Annotated in this window: 16 protein-coding genes and 1 tRNA gene; 9 read left to right on the top strand and 8 right to left on the bottom strand. The window is 66.3% G+C overall.

The features are described from left to right. Positions 1-244: 244 nt before the first annotated feature. Complete coding sequence (locus tag ACQR1W_RS11120; RefSeq protein WP_434850807.1) at positions 245-1,273, top strand: polysaccharide deacetylase family protein; 1,029 nt, start codon at positions 245-247, stop codon at positions 1,271-1,273. Between the two features lie 304 nt (positions 1,274-1,577). Here the strand turns inward: ACQR1W_RS11120 and ACQR1W_RS11115 are convergent, their stop codons facing one another. After that, on the bottom strand, positions 1,578-3,203 hold the full coding sequence (locus ACQR1W_RS11115) for a DHA2 family efflux MFS transporter permease subunit (protein ID WP_434850806.1): 1,626 nt from the start codon (positions 3,201-3,203) through the stop codon (positions 1,578-1,580). Positions 3,204-3,219: 16 nt separating this feature from the next. Beyond that, a complete protein-coding gene (locus tag ACQR1W_RS11110; protein WP_434850805.1) occupies positions 3,220-4,434 on the bottom strand; it encodes an HlyD family secretion protein in 1,215 nt (404 codons plus the stop codon). Between the two features lie 148 nt (positions 4,435-4,582). On the opposite strand from ACQR1W_RS11110, the gene ACQR1W_RS11105 reads away from it, so the two are divergent. Both ACQR1W_RS11105 and ACQR1W_RS11100 read left to right on the top strand, forming a co-directional pair. Continuing rightward, the gene (locus ACQR1W_RS11105; RefSeq protein ID WP_434850804.1) at positions 4,583-5,257 is read left to right on the top strand and encodes a TetR/AcrR family transcriptional regulator; all 675 of its coding nucleotides are present in this window, start codon (positions 4,583-4,585) and stop codon (positions 5,255-5,257) included. Between the two features lie 242 nt (positions 5,258-5,499). Further along, on the top strand, positions 5,500-6,072 hold the full coding sequence (locus ACQR1W_RS11100; RefSeq protein ID WP_434850803.1) for a hypothetical protein: 573 nt from the start codon (positions 5,500-5,502) through the stop codon (positions 6,070-6,072). A gap of 48 nt (positions 6,073-6,120) precedes the next feature. Here ACQR1W_RS11100 and ACQR1W_RS11095 read toward each other — a convergent pair. The 4 genes from ACQR1W_RS11095 to ACQR1W_RS11080 all read right to left on the bottom strand — a co-directional run bounded on the left by ACQR1W_RS11095 (position 6,121) and on the right by ACQR1W_RS11080 (position 10,317). Further along, positions 6,121-6,196, bottom strand: a tRNA-Thr gene (locus ACQR1W_RS11095). Positions 6,197-6,347: 151 nt separating this feature from the next. Then, on the bottom strand, positions 6,348-8,270 hold the full coding sequence (locus ACQR1W_RS11090; RefSeq protein WP_434850802.1) for a heme biosynthesis HemY N-terminal domain-containing protein: 1,923 nt from the start codon (positions 8,268-8,270) through the stop codon (positions 6,348-6,350). Positions 8,271-8,275: 5 nt separating this feature from the next. Next, entirely contained in the window at positions 8,276-9,532 is a 1,257-nt protein-coding gene (locus tag ACQR1W_RS11085; RefSeq protein ID WP_434850801.1) for a hypothetical protein, read from the bottom strand. 47 nt (positions 9,533-9,579) lie between these two features. Further along, positions 9,580-10,317 (bottom strand): uroporphyrinogen-III synthase, encoded by a 738-nt coding sequence (locus ACQR1W_RS11080; RefSeq protein WP_434850800.1) that lies wholly within the window; start codon positions 10,315-10,317, stop codon positions 9,580-9,582. A 142-nt stretch (positions 10,318-10,459) separates the two neighbouring features. On the opposite strand from ACQR1W_RS11080, the gene tsaD reads away from it, so the two are divergent. From tsaD to ACQR1W_RS11060, 4 genes are all read left to right on the top strand, one after another. After that, complete coding sequence (tsaD, locus tag ACQR1W_RS11075; RefSeq protein ID WP_434851145.1) at positions 10,460-11,527, top strand: tRNA (adenosine(37)-N6)-threonylcarbamoyltransferase complex transferase subunit TsaD; 1,068 nt, start codon at positions 10,460-10,462, stop codon at positions 11,525-11,527. Positions 11,528-11,697: 170 nt separating this feature from the next. After that, positions 11,698-12,681, top strand: a complete 984-nt coding sequence (locus ACQR1W_RS11070) for an NAD(P)H-dependent glycerol-3-phosphate dehydrogenase (protein ID WP_434850799.1) — start codon at positions 11,698-11,700, stop codon at positions 12,679-12,681. 96 nt (positions 12,682-12,777) lie between these two features. After that, on the top strand, positions 12,778-13,884 hold the full coding sequence (locus tag ACQR1W_RS11065; protein WP_434850798.1) for an alpha/beta hydrolase: 1,107 nt from the start codon (positions 12,778-12,780) through the stop codon (positions 13,882-13,884). 157 nt (positions 13,885-14,041) lie between these two features. Then, positions 14,042-14,455 (top strand): EVE domain-containing protein, encoded by a 414-nt coding sequence (locus ACQR1W_RS11060; RefSeq protein WP_434850797.1) that lies wholly within the window; start codon positions 14,042-14,044, stop codon positions 14,453-14,455. 26 nt (positions 14,456-14,481) lie between these two features. Here ACQR1W_RS11060 and ACQR1W_RS11055 read toward each other — a convergent pair whose 3' ends face one another. Then, complete coding sequence (locus tag ACQR1W_RS11055; protein WP_434850796.1) at positions 14,482-15,600, bottom strand: adenylate/guanylate cyclase domain-containing protein; 1,119 nt, start codon at positions 15,598-15,600, stop codon at positions 14,482-14,484. A 91-nt stretch (positions 15,601-15,691) separates the two neighbouring features. On the opposite strand from ACQR1W_RS11055, the gene ACQR1W_RS11050 reads away from it, so the two are divergent. Together ACQR1W_RS11050 and ACQR1W_RS11045 are read left to right on the top strand one after the other, a co-directional pair. Next, positions 15,692-16,147, top strand: a complete 456-nt coding sequence (locus ACQR1W_RS11050) for an SRPBCC family protein (protein ID WP_434850795.1) — start codon at positions 15,692-15,694, stop codon at positions 16,145-16,147. A 312-nt stretch (positions 16,148-16,459) separates the two neighbouring features. Beyond that, positions 16,460-16,675: a dodecin family protein gene (locus tag ACQR1W_RS11045; RefSeq protein WP_434850794.1), complete on the top strand. Its 216-nt coding sequence runs from the start codon at positions 16,460-16,462 to the stop codon at positions 16,673-16,675. A 1,020-nt stretch (positions 16,676-17,695) separates the two neighbouring features. Here ACQR1W_RS11045 and ACQR1W_RS11040 read toward each other — a convergent pair. After that, a complete protein-coding gene (locus ACQR1W_RS11040) occupies positions 17,696-19,198 on the bottom strand; it encodes an ammonium transporter (protein ID WP_434850793.1) in 1,503 nt (500 codons plus the stop codon). Between the last annotated feature and the right edge of the window lie 10 nt (positions 19,199-19,208).

The following is a 19,208-nucleotide window of genomic DNA, read 5'->3' as shown; positions in this document are numbered from 1 at the left end:
TCGCGACGCCCGGTGTTGACTAGGCAGGATGATGACGGCGGCCTCATGGAACAACCGTGACGATGGTCGCGTGGCGGTCTGCCTGCGACATCAGGGCGCGTTCGGAGATCACTGGAAATCTTCGTCAATCGGACCCGTGTTGGCACCGCGTTAAGACTTCGTTGTCATTAATCGAACCTAATCACGTTGCGCCGGACGACCGCGCGTCCTGCGTCTCGAGTGTCGCGTTTTCGGGAAAAGTAACATGCGTAATGCGTTGGGCTTGATGCTGGCCGCGATCATCGCGGCGGTGGCAATCACGGGTGTGTGGCGCTACGTGTCCGCACCGCATGCGGTGCAAGCCGCGCCGCAAACCACAGCTGCGCGTATTCCGGAACCAGCTGCGCCGCCGCCAAAGCTTGCGGCCAAGGATGATGTCGAGTTCACCGGGACGGTGCCGGCCAAGCCGACCGGATCTGCCGCCCCGTCCTTGGCGAAGTCGACCTGCGCCAATCCGGATGCACTCGGCATCTCGCGCACCGTCGTGGTCGATACCACCGGTGGTCCCGGCTTCGGCCTCGATCACTTCAAGCAGTTCGACTTCCTGACCGATCACGAGGTCGTTCTGACCTTCGACGACGGTCCGTGGCCGAACAACACGCCGGCGGTGTTGAAGGCGCTGGCCGACGAATGCACCACCGGGGTGTTCTTCCCGATCGGCAAGCACGCGACCTATCACCCGGAGATTCTGCGCCAGGTCCTGGCGGCCGGCCATACCGTCGGTGCCCACACCTGGGCGCATGCCAATCTGAACGGCAAGAAGATGACCGATCAGGTCGCGAAGGACGAAGTGGAGAAGGGTTTTAGCGCGGTGAAATTCGCGCTCGGCAGCGACCCGTCGCCGTTCTTCCGCTTCCCGCAGCTGCAGCACCGCCCCTCCGCCGTCGCCTATCTCGGCACCCGCAACGTCGCGATGTTCTCCTGCGATGTCGATTCGTTCGATTTCCGCTCCAAGGACGCCGACCAGGTCGTCAACACCGTGATGACGGGGCTGGAGAAGAAGGGCAAGGGCATCATCCTGATGCACGACTTCCAGAGGCACACCGCAGAGGCGCTGCCGACCTTGCTGCGGCGGCTGAAGGCCGGCGGGTTCAAGGTGGTCGCGATGAAGGCCAAGACCTCATTCGAGACCTTGCCGGAATATGACGCGATGATCGGCCAGGATCCAAAGCTGCCGACCACAATGACCAATGCGCGGCCGATCTCGAGCGTGATCCAGACGATTTCTCAGTAGCAGACGCGAGACCTGCGCTCTCCATTTGCAGAAGGCCGGGCTCCGCCCGGCCTTTTCATTGGGGAAATGTCATTGGGGAAATGCGCGACAAACAATGTTGCTGCGTCACGACCGCCCGAAGCGCGACATCTCCGCACGTCATCCCGGGGCGCCCGCAGGGCGAGCCCGGAATCCATACTCACCAGCGGCAATTGGGAGCGAGCTTGCCGCATGGGCCTCAATCCATCGCAAAGATTGGTGGTTATAGATTCCGGGCTCGCGCTTTTGCGCGCCCCGGAATGACAGCGGTATACGACCCGCACCTCTAATGTCCCCCTCCGGCCGCCGCGCCGCCCTTCGGCTTGGCTGTCAGCAGGATCGCGATGGCCGAGAGGATCAGCACGACGCCGATCACCGCGAAGGTGTCGCTGAAACCCAGCACCAGGGCCTGGCGCTTGACCGCATTGCCCAAGGCGATGATCGCCTGCTGGCGCGCGCCGGTCGGGTCGACCGTACCGTGGGCGAGAAAATAGTCCGTCATCTGTGCAATCCGCGTGCGAACCTCGTCACGGCCGAGGTCGACGGACTGGCCGATGATGTTGGAGTGAAACTGCTCGCGCTTGGTGACGATGGTGGCGAGCACGGCGGTGCCGATGGCGCCGCCGAGATTACGCATCATGTTGGAGATGCCGGAGGCCGCAGGCGCATCCTGCGGTGCGACGCTGCCCAGCCCGATCGCGCTGAGCGGCGCCAGCGTCAGCGCCTGGCCGACGGCGCGCACCATATTCGGAATCCAGAACTGATCGCCGGAATAGTCGAGCGACATCGCCGTGTTCATGAACGAGCTCGCGGCGAACAGCAGCAAGCCTGTGACCGCGATATAGCGGGCATCGAACCGCTGCATCAGCTTTGGCACCAGGGGGATCAGCAGGAGCTGCGGCAATCCGGTCCAGGCCAGCACATTGCCGATCTGCTCGGCATTGTAGCGCTGAACCTGGCCGAGATAGGCCGGCAGCAGATAGATCGAGCCGAACAGAGCAAAGCCGAGGAAGACGGCGGAGATCGTGCCGAGCCCGAAATTGCGCTGCGTCAGCAGCCGCAGGCGGACCAGCGGCTTGTCGATCAAGAGCTCGTTGGCGACGAACAGCGACAGGCTGACTGCGGCCACGATCGCGAGCTTCACGATGAAGGGCGAGCCGAACCAGTCATCCTTGTTGCCCTCCTCCAGCACCGCCTGCAGCGATGCGAGCCCGACCGCCATGGTCGCGATCCCGAACCAGTCGCCCTCCTTGAGCAGCGCAAGCTGCATCGGCTGGCGCTCCAGGGTGACATAGAGCGTCGTGACCATCACCGCGGTCGGCACCACGTTGACGAAGAAGATGGTCTGCCAGCCGTAGTTCTCGGTGAGATAGCCGCCGATGGTCGGACCGATCGCGGGCGCGAAGGTCACGGCGAGTGCGAACATCGCAAGCCCGATCGGCTGCTGTGCCTTCGGCAGCTTGGTGAAGACCAGCGTGAACGCCATCGGGATCAGCACGCCGCCGAAAAAGCCCTGGAAGCCGCGCAGCGCGATCATGGTCGGCAGATCATGGGCGACAGAACAGGCCACCGAGAACGCCGCGAACAGGGTCGCGAACGACAGCATGACGTTGCGGAACGACAGCATCCGGCTGAGATAATCGGTCAGCGGGATCACCACGATCTCGCCGATCAGATAGGAGGTCGAGATCCAGGAGCCGTTGTCGACTCCAGTGCCGATGCCGCCCTCGATGTTGAGCAACGAGGCGTTGGTGATCTGGATGTTCAGGATCGCCATGAACGCGCCGATCATGGCGGCGGTCACGGAGATCCAGATCGCGGCGCTGGCGCGCTCGGGACTGGTGGCCGCGACCGGCGGTGAGATACGACGGCTGTCGGCCGCCGGCGACGTGGAAAGCGCAAGGTCGGACATGGCATCACCTCTTGCCTTATCTCTGGTCCGCGAGCAGCGCGACGCTCGCATGGCGATCGCCATGCGGCGCCGCGTCGGCCTCGGTCTGCTTCCGGGTTTGAATGGTCGGGATCACCGACATGCCCGGACGAAGCGCGACGCTGGCGCGGTCCAGCGCGATCTTCACCGGGATGCGCTGCACCACCTTGGTGAAGTTGCCGGTGGCGTTATCCGGCGGCAGCAGCGCGAATTCCTGGCCGCTCGCAGGCGCCAGGCTGTCGACGTGTCCATGCACGGTCTGGCCCGGGAACATGTCGATCGCGATGTCGACGGGCTGCCCTGGTCGCACGTCGGTGAGCTGGGTCTCCTTGTAGTTCGCGATCACATAGGCTCCGGTGGACGGCACCAGCGACATCAGCTGCGTGCCTGCCTGCACAAACTGGCCGGTGCGCAAGGTGCGATTGCCCACCACGCCGTCGATCGGCGCGACGATGGTCGTGTAGGAGAGATTGAGCTCGGCCTGCTGCTGCAAGGCAATCGCGCGGGCGGACGCGGCAACCGCCTGTGCAATCTCCGCCTTGAGCAATTCTTCCTGCTTGATCGCGGAAGCAATGTTGGCCTTGTCGCGCGCAATCGCGGCGAGCGCGCCGGCATTGCGCGACTGCGCGGCTTGCGCGTTCTGCAGGCTGCCGAAGCCCGTCGACGCGAGGTCGCTGTAGCGCTTGTCTTCCTGGGCCGCGAACGTGGCCGCGGCGCTGTCGACATTCAGCGTCGCCTTGGCCGCTTCGATCACGGCCTGCTGCACGTCGAGCTGGGACTTCTTGCTGGCAATCGCAGCGTCGGCGGCAGCAACGTCCGCCTTGGCCTGATCGAGCGCGACCTTGAAATCGCGATCATCGATCCGCGCCAGGACCTGCCCCGCTTTCACATGTTCGTTATCGCCGACCTGGACCTCGTGCAGATAACCCGAAACCTTGGGCGCAATGGTGGTGTTGTCAGCCTTCACATAGGCGTCGTCGGTGGAAACCTGGAACCGGCCGACGGTCCAATAATCCCAGCCATACCAGGCTGCGCCGGCAAGCAGGGCCACGGCGGTTCCGGCCATCAGGAGGCGGCGGAATCCGTTCTTTGTTGCCCCTTGCGGCTTCGGCGCGGCGAGCTGCGCGGGGGTCGGCGGCGGGGAAACCAGCTCCTCGACGGTCTTGGATGGAAGCTTCTGTTCGGCCTCGAAAGACATGGAATGGCGGCTCATGGCGACCCTCGCTTCGTTTCATCCCCCTGCCGGACAAGGCGAATTTTCTGTTCAGCCCGGCAGATCCGGAGAATTAGGAAACTTGACATTTTCCAAAATAGGCCACATATCTGGACTGTCAATGGAATGACAACCATCATTTAAAAGCATGGCTCGCAGCACGAAGACCGAGATGCAGGCAGAGGCGACCGGTGAGGCGCGCCGCGGACGCGGACGGCCGCAGGCCCGATCGGACGAGGAGACACGCGCGATCATTCTGGAGGCCGCGCGCAAGGAATTCTCGTCCAGCGGCTACGCCATCACGAGCATGGACGCCGTGGCGCGTCGCGCCGGCGTCTCGACCAAGACGCTCTACCGCCTGATCCCGAACAAGGCAGCGCTGTTCGAAGGGATGATTACCGAACGCATTGACCGGTTCGCGTCGGTGGTCCGGTTGCGCGGCTGCGACGGCAGGGACATCGAAACTGCCTTGCGCGACGCGCTCATGGTCTGCGGCGAGCTGATCCTCGATCCGGATGTGATCTCGCTCCAGCGCGTGATCCTGGGCGAAAGCGACAAATTTCCTGAGATCGCCGGGACGTTCTATCACAAGGCCATCATGCGAACCCAGTCGACGCTGGCCTCATGGCTGCAAGCGCAGCACGAGCGCGGCCTGATCGCAGTCGACGATGCCGACGCGTCCGCCGGCATGCTGCTCGGCATGCTCGCGTTTCAGCCGATGCGCGCAGTCCTGTTCGGTCATGCGCCGGCGCCGAACCGCAAACAGCTCGCGCAACGCGCGGAGGTCTGCGCCAAGCTCTTCCTGCAGGGCTGCGCGCGATGATCCGATCTTAGTGCGCCGCGCGATGTGACCGAGGTCACGTCGCGGCATCGGCGCAGGAATTAGACTGTGCTCGACGCCACACTTAAGGTTGTTTCTGGTTTCACGATCATCTTTCGATTGAGGTATGATTGTATGCATGGACACAACGCGTTGGCGCGGTTCAGCGGACGGCGCGAATGGGCTAGGTGGAGCTTGGAAGCCGCGGCGCGAGAGCAAGCCGCGAGCAAAAGGGGGGCTCGCACATGTGCCGCGTCGGACTCGCGCTATCGTTGATCGCCAGCACATTATGGTTCGCCCAGGCATGGGCCCAAAGCGGCGAGAGCGAAGTCGAGGAGATCTATATCACGCGGTCGGTGCGCCAATCCCGCGTGGTGCCCTCCGAGTTCTGTGCGCCGAACAAGACCGGCTTTGCGCCCGCGCTTGAAGATCAGCTCGGCATCAAATCCGTCAACACCCGGCCGTCCGACGGCCGCATGACCGGCACCAATGACGCGGATGTCGGCGACATGCGCATCTGCGTCGGACAGGCGATGGACCCGACCGTTCTAGGCACCTATGCCGAAGGCCATGTGGCCGGCGTCGCCTTCACCGGCGTCGGCGATTGCCGGCTGGTGCGCGGCAATCTGCCGGAAGAGGGCCTGCTCACCCATCGCTGCTTTCTGGCGCTGTCGGGACTTCCGCAACCCTATGTCGGCGGGTTCATGGTCTCCAGCTCGGTCTATTCGCGGACGCCTTTCGGCGAGCAGAGCTCACCGCCGGGCTATGCGCAGGCCGGGCTGATGATCTTCCGGCTGTTCAAGCGGCGGCAGCCGTGAGGCAGCTTGGATTCTCTGATGGGAAATGATCGGGCATCGCCACGAGACTGGTGCCGCAAGAGGGACTCGAACCCCCGACCCCGTCATTACGAATGACGTGCTCTACCAGCTGAGCTATTGCGGCGTACCGAAAGGCCGCGGCCGGCAATGGCCGGCGCGGGTGCGCCTCTGATATCGGGCGAGCGGCCGATTGGCAAGGACAAGCCGGACCCCACGGGTCCGGCGCCCTCGATTTTTACCGGTGCGGGCCGTGCCCGCACGCGAAACCCACCGCCTCAGCCGCCGAAGCGGGAGAGGAAGCCGCGCCAGCCACCGGCCTGCTCCTTCGGGGCAATCTGCTCCGCGAACTCGTCCCGTGGCACCTCTTCTTCCTCGATCCCGGGATCGTCGGGCGGGCGCACGATCGGAACGATCGCCGGAATCGGCGTTTCCGGCGGCTTGCCGAAATCGTTGCGCGGCCGGAACAAGGCGGTCGGCGCTGAGGGCGTGGAACCGGCTGCGGGTGTCGAAGCGGCCGAGGCGGCATTGACCGGCGGCGCAGCTTGTATCGGTGCCGCTCCTGGCGGCTCCTCGGGCGCAGCCGCCTGCAGCGGCGGCGCCGGCTCGGGCGCCTCGGGGCGTGCCGAAGCCAGGGGCACAGCGACAGCCGCAGCCGGCCTGGGCGCCGCGTCGGCCGCCTTGTCGACAATGATTTCAACAGGCTTATCCGCAGGCTTCTCAACAGAGTCGTCCACCGACTCATCCACCGGCTGACGCGGCGGCATATTGTCCTGCGGGGTCGGCTGCGGCGCGACCGGCTCCGCCGGCGCGGTCTCGCGCGGCGGCTCGGCCAGGCCTTCGCCGATCGCCGGCCGCGGAGGCGCCAACATCGCCTCCTCGAACGCCTGCGACTCGATGGTGCCGCGCTGGGCCGAGGGCAGGCTCGCCACCGGGGTCTGCCATTGAAAGGCATCGAGCCGGCCGGTGACCGGCGACACCGGCCGCCAGCGGTCGCTGACATAGCCGTCGGCCGTCCAGGCCGGATCATGGCGGGCGCGCACCGCGCGCAGGGTCCATTCGCGCGCCCTGCCGGCGTCGCCATGCTCGCTGCGCTCCAATTCCGCCATCAGCATCGCCACCCGCTGGGTCGGATCGGCGACGAAAGGCTCCAGCGCGTCGCGCGCGCGCTCGAATTCGGCGGCATCGATTGCGGCGCGCGCAATCGCCAGCGCGCCCTCGACATGTCCCGGCGTCTTGCCGGCCAGATTCTCGACGCGCGACAGCCGCTGCCGGGCGGAATCGCCGAGCCGCACATGGGCGTAAGCGTCGGCCAGATCCGGATGCGGCTGCGCCACCCAGGCGGCCTCGATGATCTTCATGGCGCGGCGCACCTGATGCGCCTCGCTCTCATATTTCGCGGCCTGCACCGCGGCCGGAACCAAGGTCGGCGCCAGCTTCACCGCCTCCATGGCGCTGGCGCGCGACAGATCGCGGTTCTTGCCTTCGAGATCGATGGCGCGTGCCGTCAGCAGCACGCCGCGCTGGCGGCGATAGGTCGGCTTGTCGATCAGGCCGGCGGTGTAGTTGCTGTCGAGGATCGCCAGCGCACCGTTCCAGTCGCCTTGCGCGCAGCGGAAGCCGAGCACGGCTTGCGAGGCCCAGGTGGCCTGCGGTGCGACCCTCAGCGCTTCATCCGCGATCATGACGGCGCCCAGCGCATCGTCGGCGCGCTGTGCCTCGATGAACAGGCCGCGCAGGCCGAGCAGCCGCGTGTCGTGACGCTCGGCCATGACGCGGAAGGCCCGCCGCGCGCCGTCGGGATCGCCTTCGAGCTGCGCGGCTTGCGCGTGCAGCAGCAGGGTCAGGGGATCGTCACCGGCCAGCCGGCGCGCCACGTCGGCGTGGCGGCGCGCCGCAGTCGGGTCACCATGGCCGATCGCGAGCAGGCCGTGGGTGATGGCATGACGGCCGCGGGCATGGCGCCGCGCATGATGATGGCGGCGGATGCGGCCCGGCGCGCGCCACAGCGTGCTCGCGATCCACCATGCCAGCATCGCCGCGACAACTACCAGGCCGAACAACAGCACGAAGACAGGCAGGCCCATCTCGGCCTTCCACGGGCCCCAGGTCAGCACGACATTGCCGGTCTGCTCGGCGACCCAGGCCGCGCCGGCCGCAGCCAGGCCGACCAGGATGAGGAAAAAGACGATCCGGATCATGGTCCCTATTGCTCGGCTTTGGCTTGCGCGGGTTTGGCGAGGGCGGTCATGGCCTCATCGGCGAATTGGCGCGAGGCGGCGAACGCCGCATCACGCGCCTTCGCCTTGTCGAGCCAGGCTTGCGCCGGGGCACGGTCGGCCTCCGTCAGCGACATCAGCTCGCGCCGCGCCTGGGCGACATCGTTGCGCACGGCAGCGGCAGTGACACGCGCTACGACAGCGCCGCGATCAGTGCCGGTGGTGTCGGTACGCTCGATATGCACCAGCTTCGCCGCGCCGGCCTGCAACCGGTCGACGATCGAGGTGCCGCTCGTCGCGGTCTCAGGTTGCGGCGGCGCCAGCATGGGCACGATGGTCAGCAGCTCGCGCGCGAGCACGGGCGGGTTCGGCACGCCGGTCGTGGCGAAGGGATCGAGCGGCTTCAGCGCGTCAGCATCGGGCGCCAGCGATTTGGCTGTCGCGAGTGCCGCAGCATAGGGATCACCGTGACGGACCGCGACGTCGAGCAACGCGGCCGCCACGACACGGCGCAGCGGCGTGTCATCGGCCGGCTTGACAGCGGCGATCTTGCTGGTGTCCTGCGCGATCGCCGCGCTCTGGCTGCGGCTTAAACGTTCGAGCTGGTCGATCCGCGCGGTGAGGCCGGAGAGATCGACCGGCGCGGAGCCGTCGCGCGGCGCGGCCTTGAGCTCATTGATCGCCGCCGCCGTCTTGTCGGATTGCGCGCGCAGCGCGGCCACGTCGTTGCGCGTTGCAGCGATCACCTTGTCCAGCGCATCGATGCGTCCCGTCAGCGCGCTGTCCGGCTTGCCGATCTTGGCTTCGAGACCGGCAACGCGGCTGTTCAGCTCGTCGACCACGCCGGAGAGTTGCGGGGCCGCCGTGGGCGGCTGCACAGGCGGCCAACCCAGCATCCAGCCGACGCCGATCACGAGCGCGGCCGCCACCGCCCCGGAAAACGGCGCGATCACCCAAGGCGAAATGGGCCGCGAAATCGGCCGCGCCGCGCGCGGCGGCTCGCTTGCGGCTGCCGTCTCTTCGACAGGCTCTTCGGTCGCCGAATCACCCGGCGCCGGTTCAGGCTCGGGCGCGACATGGGGATGTGATTCGCTCGCCGCCTCGGACGAGCCCTCCGCGACCGCCTCGGCCGGCGCCGGATGGGTCTCGCTCGAGGTCGGTTCGAGATCGATGGTCGGCGGCGGACGCTTCGGCCGCGTGGTCTCGGAGACCGGACCAGCGGTATCAGACGGATCATCGACCATGGCGGGAGTTCCCTTGGGTAGACATTGGGCAGGCCCTCTTACGCCATTCAGGACCGCAACGCACGAGTCAGCCCTTCCAACAATTTTTGTTCATCCGGGTGCTCGGCCACCGTCACCCGGACGGCCTCGGCCTCCCGCAGCACTTGCGCCACCGAATCGGAGATGCAGCATTGCGGCACCGACAGCGCCGAGATTTCGACGCCCTCCGCACGCGCGGCCGCCACGAAGGCGGCTGCACTCCGGCGCGAATAATGCAACACCGCCTCGATCTCATCAGCTGCAAATCCGTCGCAGACCTCGCGCGGCAGTGCCTTGACCGGCGCCATCCGGTAGACGGTCTCCGTCACCACGTGAAAGCCGCGCTCGCTCAGTTCGGAGGCGAGGTCGCGCGAGATGTCGCTGCCGGCGAGATAGAGCAGGCTCCTGCTTGGATCGAACACGCGCCTGACCGCGCTGTCGACGATCAGCTCACGCAAGCGCTCCGCATCGCCATCGGCCGAGATCACCTCGGCAAAGCCGGCGTCGCGCGCCGCGGCGGCGGTCTGCGCCCCCACCACGAACAGCGGCAGCGATGTCAGCGGCGAGCCGGACAGCTGCGGCACGACCGCCCGCAACGCGTTGGCCGAGGTCGCGATCACGGCGCCGAGGTCGCCGCTCGGTTTGGCTGACAGCGGCAGCGGCTCGAAGCGCAGCATCGGCGCCAGCATCACGTCGAACCCCAGCGCGCGCAGGGCGTCTGCGGTGCGGAGATTGTCGGGAGAGGGGCGGGTCACCAGCACGGCCATGTGCTATGCTCCCGCTAGACGCGTCGCCGAGCCGCAATTGACAGACGATTGCACCTTGCGACCTCGTGGTGATAGGCGGTTCCAGACCGCGTCCCTCATAATAGCCGAAGGGTTGAGATTGGGTAACGATTCACAAGCGCTGGTGCTGGGCATCGAGACCACCTGCGACGAGACCGCCGCGGCGGTGGTGGTGCGTGATTCGGACGGCACCGGACGGATCCTTTCCAATGTGGTGCGCTCACAGGTCCAGGAACACGCGCGCTATGGCGGGGTGGTTCCTGAGATTGCCGCGCGCGCCCATGTCGATCTCCTGGACGGCATCATCGACGCTGCGATGCGCGAGGCCGCAATCGATTTCGCACAGCTCCATGGGGTGGCGGCGGCGGCCGGGCCCGGCCTGATCGGCGGCGTGATCGTCGGGCTCACCACGGCGAAGGCGATCGCGCTGGTGCACGACACCCCGCTGATCGCGGTCAACCATCTGGAGGCGCATGCGCTGACGCCGCGCCTGACCGATCAGATCGATTTTCCCTATTGCCTATTCCTGGCCTCCGGCGGCCACACCCAGATCGTCGCGGTGGTCGGCGTCGGCGAGTATGTCCGGCTCGGCACCACCGTCGACGACGCCATGGGCGAGGCTTTCGACAAGGTCGCCAAGATGCTCGGCCTGCCCTATCCCGGCGGGCCGCAGGTGGAAGAGGCCGCGCGACGCGGCGACGCTGCGCGTTTTGCCTTGCCGCGACCGATGCAGGGGCGGGCTGATGCCAATTTCTCGCTCTCCGGGCTGAAGACGGCGGTCCGCAACGAGATCGGCCGGATCGATCCGCTGACGGAGCAGGACATCGGCGATCTCTGCGCCAGCTTCCAGGCCGCGGTGCTCGAATCGACCGCCGATCGGCTGAGCGTCGGATTGAAATTGTTCCGCGAGCGGTTCGGTCTGCCGACCGCGCTGGTCGCGGCCGGCGGCGTCGCCGCCAACCAGGCGATCCGCGCCGCGTTGGATAATGTCGCGATCGCAGCCGGCACGAAGCTGGTGATGCCGCCGCCGGCGCTGTGCACCGACAACGGCGCCATGATCGCCTGGGCCGGCGCCGAGCGGCTCGCGCTCGGCATGGTCGACGGCATGGAGTCGGCGCCGCGCGCCCGCTGGCTGCTCGATGCCAATGTCAGCGTGCCGGAGAAGTTCTCGAACACGCGCGCGGGGTTTTGAGCGGTGACCGCGGTGCGCTTTCATCATTTCTCTCGCCGCGGGCACACTGCACTCCCTCCCCCCTTGCGGGGCAGGGTTGGGGGTGGGGGTAGCCCCACGACGATTCTTGCGCGTGGCACCCCCCTCCCCGACCCTCCCCCGCAAGGGGGGAGGGAGCACTGAGAGCGCCCGTGCGTCCTTCTTTCCAATCCATCTCCATCATCGGCGCCGGCGCCTGGGGCACCGCGCTGGCCGCCGTTGCCGCGCGCGCCGGCCGTGACGTCACGCTCTACGCCCGCGACAGCGCGCATGCGGCGGAGATCGCGGCACGACGCGAGAACCCGCGCCTGGCAGGCGTTCCGCTCGCATCCACCATTGCCATCACCAGCGATCTCGGGGCAGCCGCCCGCGCCGATGTGGCGCTGATTGTCGTGCCGGCGCAGCATCTGCGCGGCGCGGTCATGCATCTGGCACCCTTGCTCAGGCACGGCACGCCGGTCATCGCCTGCGCCAAGGGAATCGAGCACGGCACCCACAAATTCATGACCGAGGTGATCGCGGAGGCCGCGCCGAACGCGCACGCAGCGATCCTGTCCGGCCCGAGCTTCGCCGACGATGTGGCGCGCGGCCTGCCGACCGCGGTCACGCTCGCCGCGCATGACGAGCAGCTTGCTGCCGCGCTGGTCCAGGCGCTCGGATCGGCGACCTTCCGTCCCTATCACTCGACCGACGTGCGCGGCGTCGAGATCGGCGGCGCCGCCAAGAACGTGCTGGCGATCGCGGCCGGCATCGTGGTCGGCCGCCGGCTCGGCGCCTCGGCGCTTGCCGCACTCACCACGCGCGGCTTTGCCGAGCTCGCGCGCCTGGGCCGTGCGCTCGGTGCACGCAGCGAGACGCTCACCGGCCTCTCGGGGCTCGGCGACCTGATCCTGACCTGCGCCGGGCCGCAATCGCGCAATTTCGCCGCCGGCCTTGCACTCGGCCGCGGCGAGCGACTGCCCGCAGGCAAGCTTGCGGAAGGACAATACACTGCGCCCGTGCTGGTCGAGCTGGCGGCTTTGAGCGCCGTCGAGATGCCGGTCTCGCAGGCGGTCGCCGCGATCCTCTCCGGCGCCATGACGATCGACGCAGCCATTGAAGGCCTGCTCACGCGCCCCTTCAAGGCCGAGGAGTGAGCGGCGCTTCCCGCCGCACACACGCTGTAATAGCCTGCGTGCGATCCGACGGATTCCGGACAAATCAACCAACAAAGAATCCTGCAGAGGAAGCGCATGCGCAGATCACATCTTGCGATCGTATCGATCGGTCTTGCTTGGGCGGTCACCACAACCGCCACCCACGCCCAGACCACCACCTCCTATGACGAGCTCGCCAAGAGCGAGACCGCGGCCAATGCCGAGAATGGCAAGCGGGTGGCACCGCAGAAGACGATCGGCAACCCGACCGACGAGGTCAGCCCCACAATGCAGGCGATGATCGGCGCGCCCTACCCGCCGCATTTCAACGCCGATCCGAAAACGCCGGCGGAATGGAAGGAGCTGATCGACCGCCGCGCCAAGCTGGCGATATCAGGCATCCCGGCGATGAAGGAGAAGCTCGGCGTCAAGGTCGAGGAAACCAAGATCGCCGGCGTGCACTGCTTCATCGTCACGCCCAACAAGATGCCATCGGACAATCGCCGGCGGCTCCTGGTCCATGTCCACGGCGGCGGCTATGTGTTCGGCCCCGGCGAAGCGGCGCTGCCGGAGGCGATCATGATGGCCGGCTTCGGCGGCTTCAAGGTGATCTCGGTCGACTACCGCATGCCGCCGGACTTCCCCTATCCCGCCGCGATGGACGATGCGATGGCGGTGTGGAAGGCGCTCACGAAGACCAATGACCACCGCCGGATGGCAATCTTCGGCACCTCGACGGGCGGCGCGATGACGCTCGCCATGGTGCTGCGCGCCAAGGATGAGAAGCTGCCGCGACCGGCTGCGATCGCACCGGGCACGCCGTGGGCCGATATCGACAAGATCGGCGACAGCTATGCCGACAATGAGTGGGTCGACAATGTGCTGGTGACCTGGGACGGCTGGCTCGGCCGCGCGGCAAAGCTCTACGCCAACGGCACCGACCTGAAGACCCCCTACATCTCGCCGATCTATGGCGATTTCAAAGGCTTCCCGCCGACCATCCTGACATCGGGCACGCGCGACCTGTTCCTCTCCAACACGGTGCGCACTCATCGCAAGCTGCGTCGTGCCGGCGTGATCGCCGACCTCAATGTCTATGAGGGCCAGTCGCACGCGCAGTACCAGTTCAACGTCGATGCCCCCGAAACCAAGGAGGCCTTCACCGATATCGCGAAATTCTTCGACAAATATCTTGAGGAATAGCGCGCGAGCCTCTTGCTCAATCGTCATGCCCGGGCAATAGCGCCAAGCGCGTCTAGACCATTGACCCGGGCATCCACGTCTTGCCTATGTTAAGCTGACAGAAGCGTGGCCGGCCGGTCTTTCGACATCGGCCATGACGCGTGGAGAGAGTGTCGTCATGAACTACTGGCTGGTGAAATCCGAACCCTCGGTGTGGTCCTGGGACCAGCAGAAGGAAAAGGGCGCCAAGGGCGAAGCCTGGACCGGCGTGCGCAACTTCACGGCGCGGCAGAATCTCGTCGCCATGAAGAAGGGCGACCTCGCCTTCTTCTATCACTCCAACGAAGGCAAGGAGATCGTCGGCATCGCCGAGGTGATCAAGGAGGCCTATCCCGATCCCACCGACAAGACCGGCAAGTTCGTCTGCGTCGACATCAAGGCTGACGAGGCCTTCAAGACGCCGGTGACCTTGGTCGCAATCAAGGCCGAGACGAAGCTCGCCGAGATGGCGCTGGTCAAGCAGTCGCGCCTGTCGGTGCAGCCGGTGACACCGGAGGAATGGAAGCTGGTCTGCAAGATGGGCGGCCTGTAAGGCAAAGGCCGTCGCCGTCCGGGGCTTCAGTCCTCCGGCACGGCGAAAACCGCGCAGGGAGATGCGATGCCGCGCAGGTGATGCGTTCCCAACGCGATCAGCGGCATCTCGGTTTGTGCGGCAAGCGCACCTGAGACGAGGACCCGCTTTCCAAGTGGCCGGCACAGGCCTTCCAACCGGCTGACAAGATTGACTGCCGGGCCGATGGCGGTGAAATCCAGCCGATCTGCAGCCCCGATATTGCCCCAGAAGATTTCGCCGACGTGCAGGGCGACGCCGAATGGCAGCGGTCGCAGCCCCTGTCGCTCGCGCTCGCTGTCGAGACGCGCCATTCCAAGCCGCGCTGCCAATGTCGCCTGCAATGCCGCCGCGCAGGCGGCGCGCGGGGAGTCTCCGACCACCGGAAAGATGGCCAGCACACCGTCGCCGATAAATTTCAGTACCTCGCCACCGAACGCATGAACCGCGCCGGCAATACGATCGAACCAGGCACCAAGCGCCGAAATGACATCTGACGGAGGGTGGCTTTCCGATAGCGCCGTGAACCCGCGCAAATCGGCAAACAGCAACGCGGCCTGAATGGTCTCGCCGACATTGCGCCGGAGCGGCGACGCCAGCACCCGCGCGGTGCTGCGCCGGCCGAGATAAGCTTCGAGCGCGGCCCTCAAGGTGTCGCGCGCCGCAATGGCGGCAAGCGGCGCGGCGGCGAACCGCGCGGCCCGTTGCAGCTCATCGATTTCATCGGGCGCGAACGCACGCGGACCGATCCAGGCCAGCAACGGCCCGTCGGACCGTGGCCCGACACGATCCTGCTGCACCACGCCGTCCGCTATGCCGGTGAGCCAATGCCGGCCGGGATCATCGGATGGTGTACTCCCGAACGCCGCCGGAAATCCGCCCGGCGCAAAACCCAAGGCAGAACCCGAGGCAAAACCCAAGGCCTCGATGATCTCTCCGCTCGCGGCCCGCCAGAGCCAGGTCCGTTTGGCAATGAGCGGGTGCGGAACCGCCAATGTCAGCGCGCCGCCCGCCAGTGGCAGACCATCCTGGACCAGATGCGCACCGAGTTCCGCGAGCAGCCGGTCGGCGCCCGGGGCCTCGCTGGCCGCATCAACAAGCCAGCAGAGCGTTGAGGAGAGCTGCATGATAGGATCATGAGGCGCCGTTGTGGCGTTGTCACGGGCTATCCTGGCGATCAGGCACGCGGCCATCGCCGCTGAGTTTGAGGAGGTGTCGATGACCGAGCCGCTTGTGGTTCGACGCGAAGTCCAGATCGCAGCCCCGCCTGCCACCGTATTCGCGTTCCTGACCGACCCCGAGAAGATCATGAGTTGGATGGGCGCGGAAGCGACGACCGAGCCGCGCGCCGGCGGGCTCTACCTCATCAAAAGCGTCGGCCGGCGCAATACGGCGCGAGGCGAATTCCGGGAGGTGATCCCGGTCCACCGCCTGGCCTATAGCTTCGGCTGGGAAGGTGGCGAAGAGGTGCCGCCGGGATCGAGCCTGATCGAGATCGATCTTGTGGACCATGACGGCGGCACATTGCTGCGGATGACCCATAGCGGTCTTCCCAATGAAGCGCAGTGCGCCGCGCACGCCCGGGGGTGGACTCATTACCTCGGCCGGCTGGCCATCGCAGCTACCGGCGGCAATCCCGGCCCCGACCAAGGCGCCGCGCCGGCCGACGCCTGAGCTCGGATCTGCTGAAACGCTTCCGCTGGTGACATTGGCCGGCATCAAGGCCGTGAAGAAAGTTCGTTGACATCGCGCGGCTCAAGCCGTCGCGCTGATTGGTGCAGCCGTTGACGTCGAAGAATGCAAGCTCCTGCAGGACGGGCGAGCGATCGCTCGCGCAAGAGCTTGTGAGACAAGCAACGCGCGAGCGCCATTCGTAGTAGCACCGGGCCATGCCGGGCTGCGTTCTTTCGGGCCCGGCATCATGATGCTACGCTCGCCTGTAGCAGGGAGCACCTGCTTCCTGCTCATACCGGACAGGAGAACGATATGCCTGACAGTGTCTACAAGGTCATCGAGCTGATCGGTACTAGCAGCGAATCCTGGGAAAGGGCGGCCACCAACGCCGTCGAGCAGGCGGCGAGGTCACTCCGAGACCTCCGGGTCGCAGAGGTCGTCGAACTCGATCTGCAACTCGACGCCAAGGGAAAAGTGGAGGCCTATCGGGCCAAGCTGAACGTGTCGTTCAAGTTCGAAGGCACATGAGCTGAGCTGACCATCGACTCGCGGCATATCTCGCGCGAGCCGATCGGCCGGCGGCGAGGTTGAACGTCGTCTTCCGGTGTGATGCCCCGCCACGCGGGGCATCACCATCTCGCGGCTTCTCGATTCGACGTCCCGGAAATCACGCGGCGGGACGGACGCGACTGCAGCCCCGCCATGCGCAAACGGCCCGTCGTGTTAGTTTGTCGCAGCACTGCGCGCTTGCCATGTCGGGCAAATCAAAACGATCATCCCGCACATCCTGCTGCCGCATGAGGGGCGTTTCGCGACCGTCACGATCCGTTGGCAGTGGGATGCGATGGGCGAGTGTTGCTGCAACGCGGATCTCTCGCGTGGACGAACAGCGATGCTCGCACGGTCAAGTCGCGCGGTCCTGGCATCCCGACGCTGATGCCAAGTTCGCGACGAGGCTTCGCCTCGCGCGGACGACGGTGGCCAGAAAGCCCGGCGCACCGGGGAGAACGCGAAGCAGCCGTTAAAACCATCGCGCAGGGAAGGCCGGTCGTTCCGGCTCGTACCTGTGGTGACTGCCGCCTGCTTTCTTTTCTGCAGGCGGGCCATGGGTGCGGCCAGCGCCCGGCCTTCCCTGCGCCCTCTGTATTTCGAGGGCGATGAGATCAGCACAGCTCGGGCGCGGATGCGCCGCGAGAACGAGAGCACGCGCGTTCGATGTGCCCGTGGAATTTGACAGTGCGTACGCCAATCACAGCTGTCGTCCCGGGTAAGCGCGAAGCGCGCAGACCCGGGACCCATAACCACAGACCTCAGCTATGTGCGCGATACTCGCAGCATGCCTGCTTCGAACATCACGCGGTATGGGTCCCCGCCTTCGCAGGGACGACACCAGCGATTTGGCGAGCAAATCGATCTCACGACCAGCCGGCAAACAAAGAAAGGGGCCCCAGCTTGCGCTGGAGCCCCTCAACGGTCGGGGCATTGCCGGGTATCTGCCCGAACCGAAGTTGTGGCTGGGCCCTCGTGAGAGCCCCGCCCCGGGAGAACTCAGTAGTTGTAGGCGCGCTCGCCGTGGTCGGTGATGTCGAGACCCTCGCGCTCCTGCTCCACGGTGGGACGCAGCCCGATGATCACGTCGACGACCTTGTAGAGGATCGCCGAACCGATGCCCGACCACACCAGGGTGGCCAGCACGGCCTTGCCCTGCGCGATCATCTGCGTGACGAGGTCGTAGGTGCCGGCATTGTTGCCGGTGATGTTGGTGTAGTCGGTGATGCCGACGCCACCGAGCGCGGGGTTGACCAGGATCCCGGTGCCCAGCGCGCCGATGATGCCGCCGATGCAGTGCACGCCGAACACATCGAGCGCATCGTCATAACCGAGCGAGTTCTTCACGGTGGAGACGAAGAACAGGCAGATCGGCGAGACGACGAGGCCGAGCACCAGAGCGCCGATCGGACCGGCATAGCCGGAGGCCGGGGTGACGGCGACGAGGCCGGCGACCGCGCCCGAGCAGATGCCGAGCAGCGAAGGCTTGCCCTTCACGGCCCATTCGCACAGCAGCCAGGACAGCGCCGCACCGGCGGTCGCGACCATGGTGTTGACGAAGGCCAGCGAGGTGGTGCCGTTGGCTTCCAGGTTGGAGCCGGCGTTGAAGCCGAACCAGCCGACCCACAGCAGCGAGGCGCCGATCATGGTCATGGTCAGCGAGTGCGGCGCCATCAGGTCCTTGCCGTAGCCGGTACGCTTGCCGATGATCAGCGCGCCGACCAGGCCGGCGATGCCGGCATTGATGTGCACCACGGTGCCGCCCGCGAAGTCGAGCGCGCCAGCGCCGGCGAGCCAGCCGACTGCGCCGGTGACTTCATCGAGCTTGGCCTGCGCCGCGGTCTTGGCGGCGGCGTCGGTCGCAGCGGCCAGCGCCTTGGCGGCGTTGGCGACGTCGTCCGGAGCCGCGACGAACCAGACCCAGTGCGCGATCGGGTAGTAGATGAAGGTCGACCACAGCAGGATGAACAGCATCACCGCCGAGAACTTGATGCGTTCGGCGAAGGCGCCGACGATCAGGGCCGGGGTGATCATCGCGAAGGTCATCTGGAACACGAAGTAGGCGAGCTCCGGGATCACCACACCGTTCGAGAACGTCGCCGCCGTCGAAGAGGCATCGACGCCGTGCAGGAAGGCCTTGGAGAAGCCGCCGACCCACGAGGTCATGCTGCCGCCATCGGTGAAGGCCATCGAGTAGCCGTAGATGGTCCAGGTCACGCCGATCATCGCGACGATCGCGAACACCTGGGTCAGCACCGAGGCCATGTTCTTGGTGCGAACCAGACCGCCGTAGAACAGGGCGAGGCCGGGGATCGACATCATCAGAACGAGCGCGCTGGACACGAGCATCCAGGCGACATCGCCCTTGTTGGGAACGGGCGCGGCTGCAGCGGCTGCGGCCGGCGCGTCTTCGGCAAACGCCACGTCGGCAAGTCCTGCGACGCAGAGGCCTGCGATGGCGAGCGTTATCCATCCCGCGCTGGTTGGACGCTTAAACGTCATTTTCTTCTAC

This window comes from Bradyrhizobium sp. HKCCYLS1011 (assembly GCF_051167795.1).
Lineage (GTDB): Bacteria > Pseudomonadota > Alphaproteobacteria > Rhizobiales > Xanthobacteraceae > Bradyrhizobium.
This window is presented reverse-complemented; position numbering and strand designations above follow the sequence as displayed.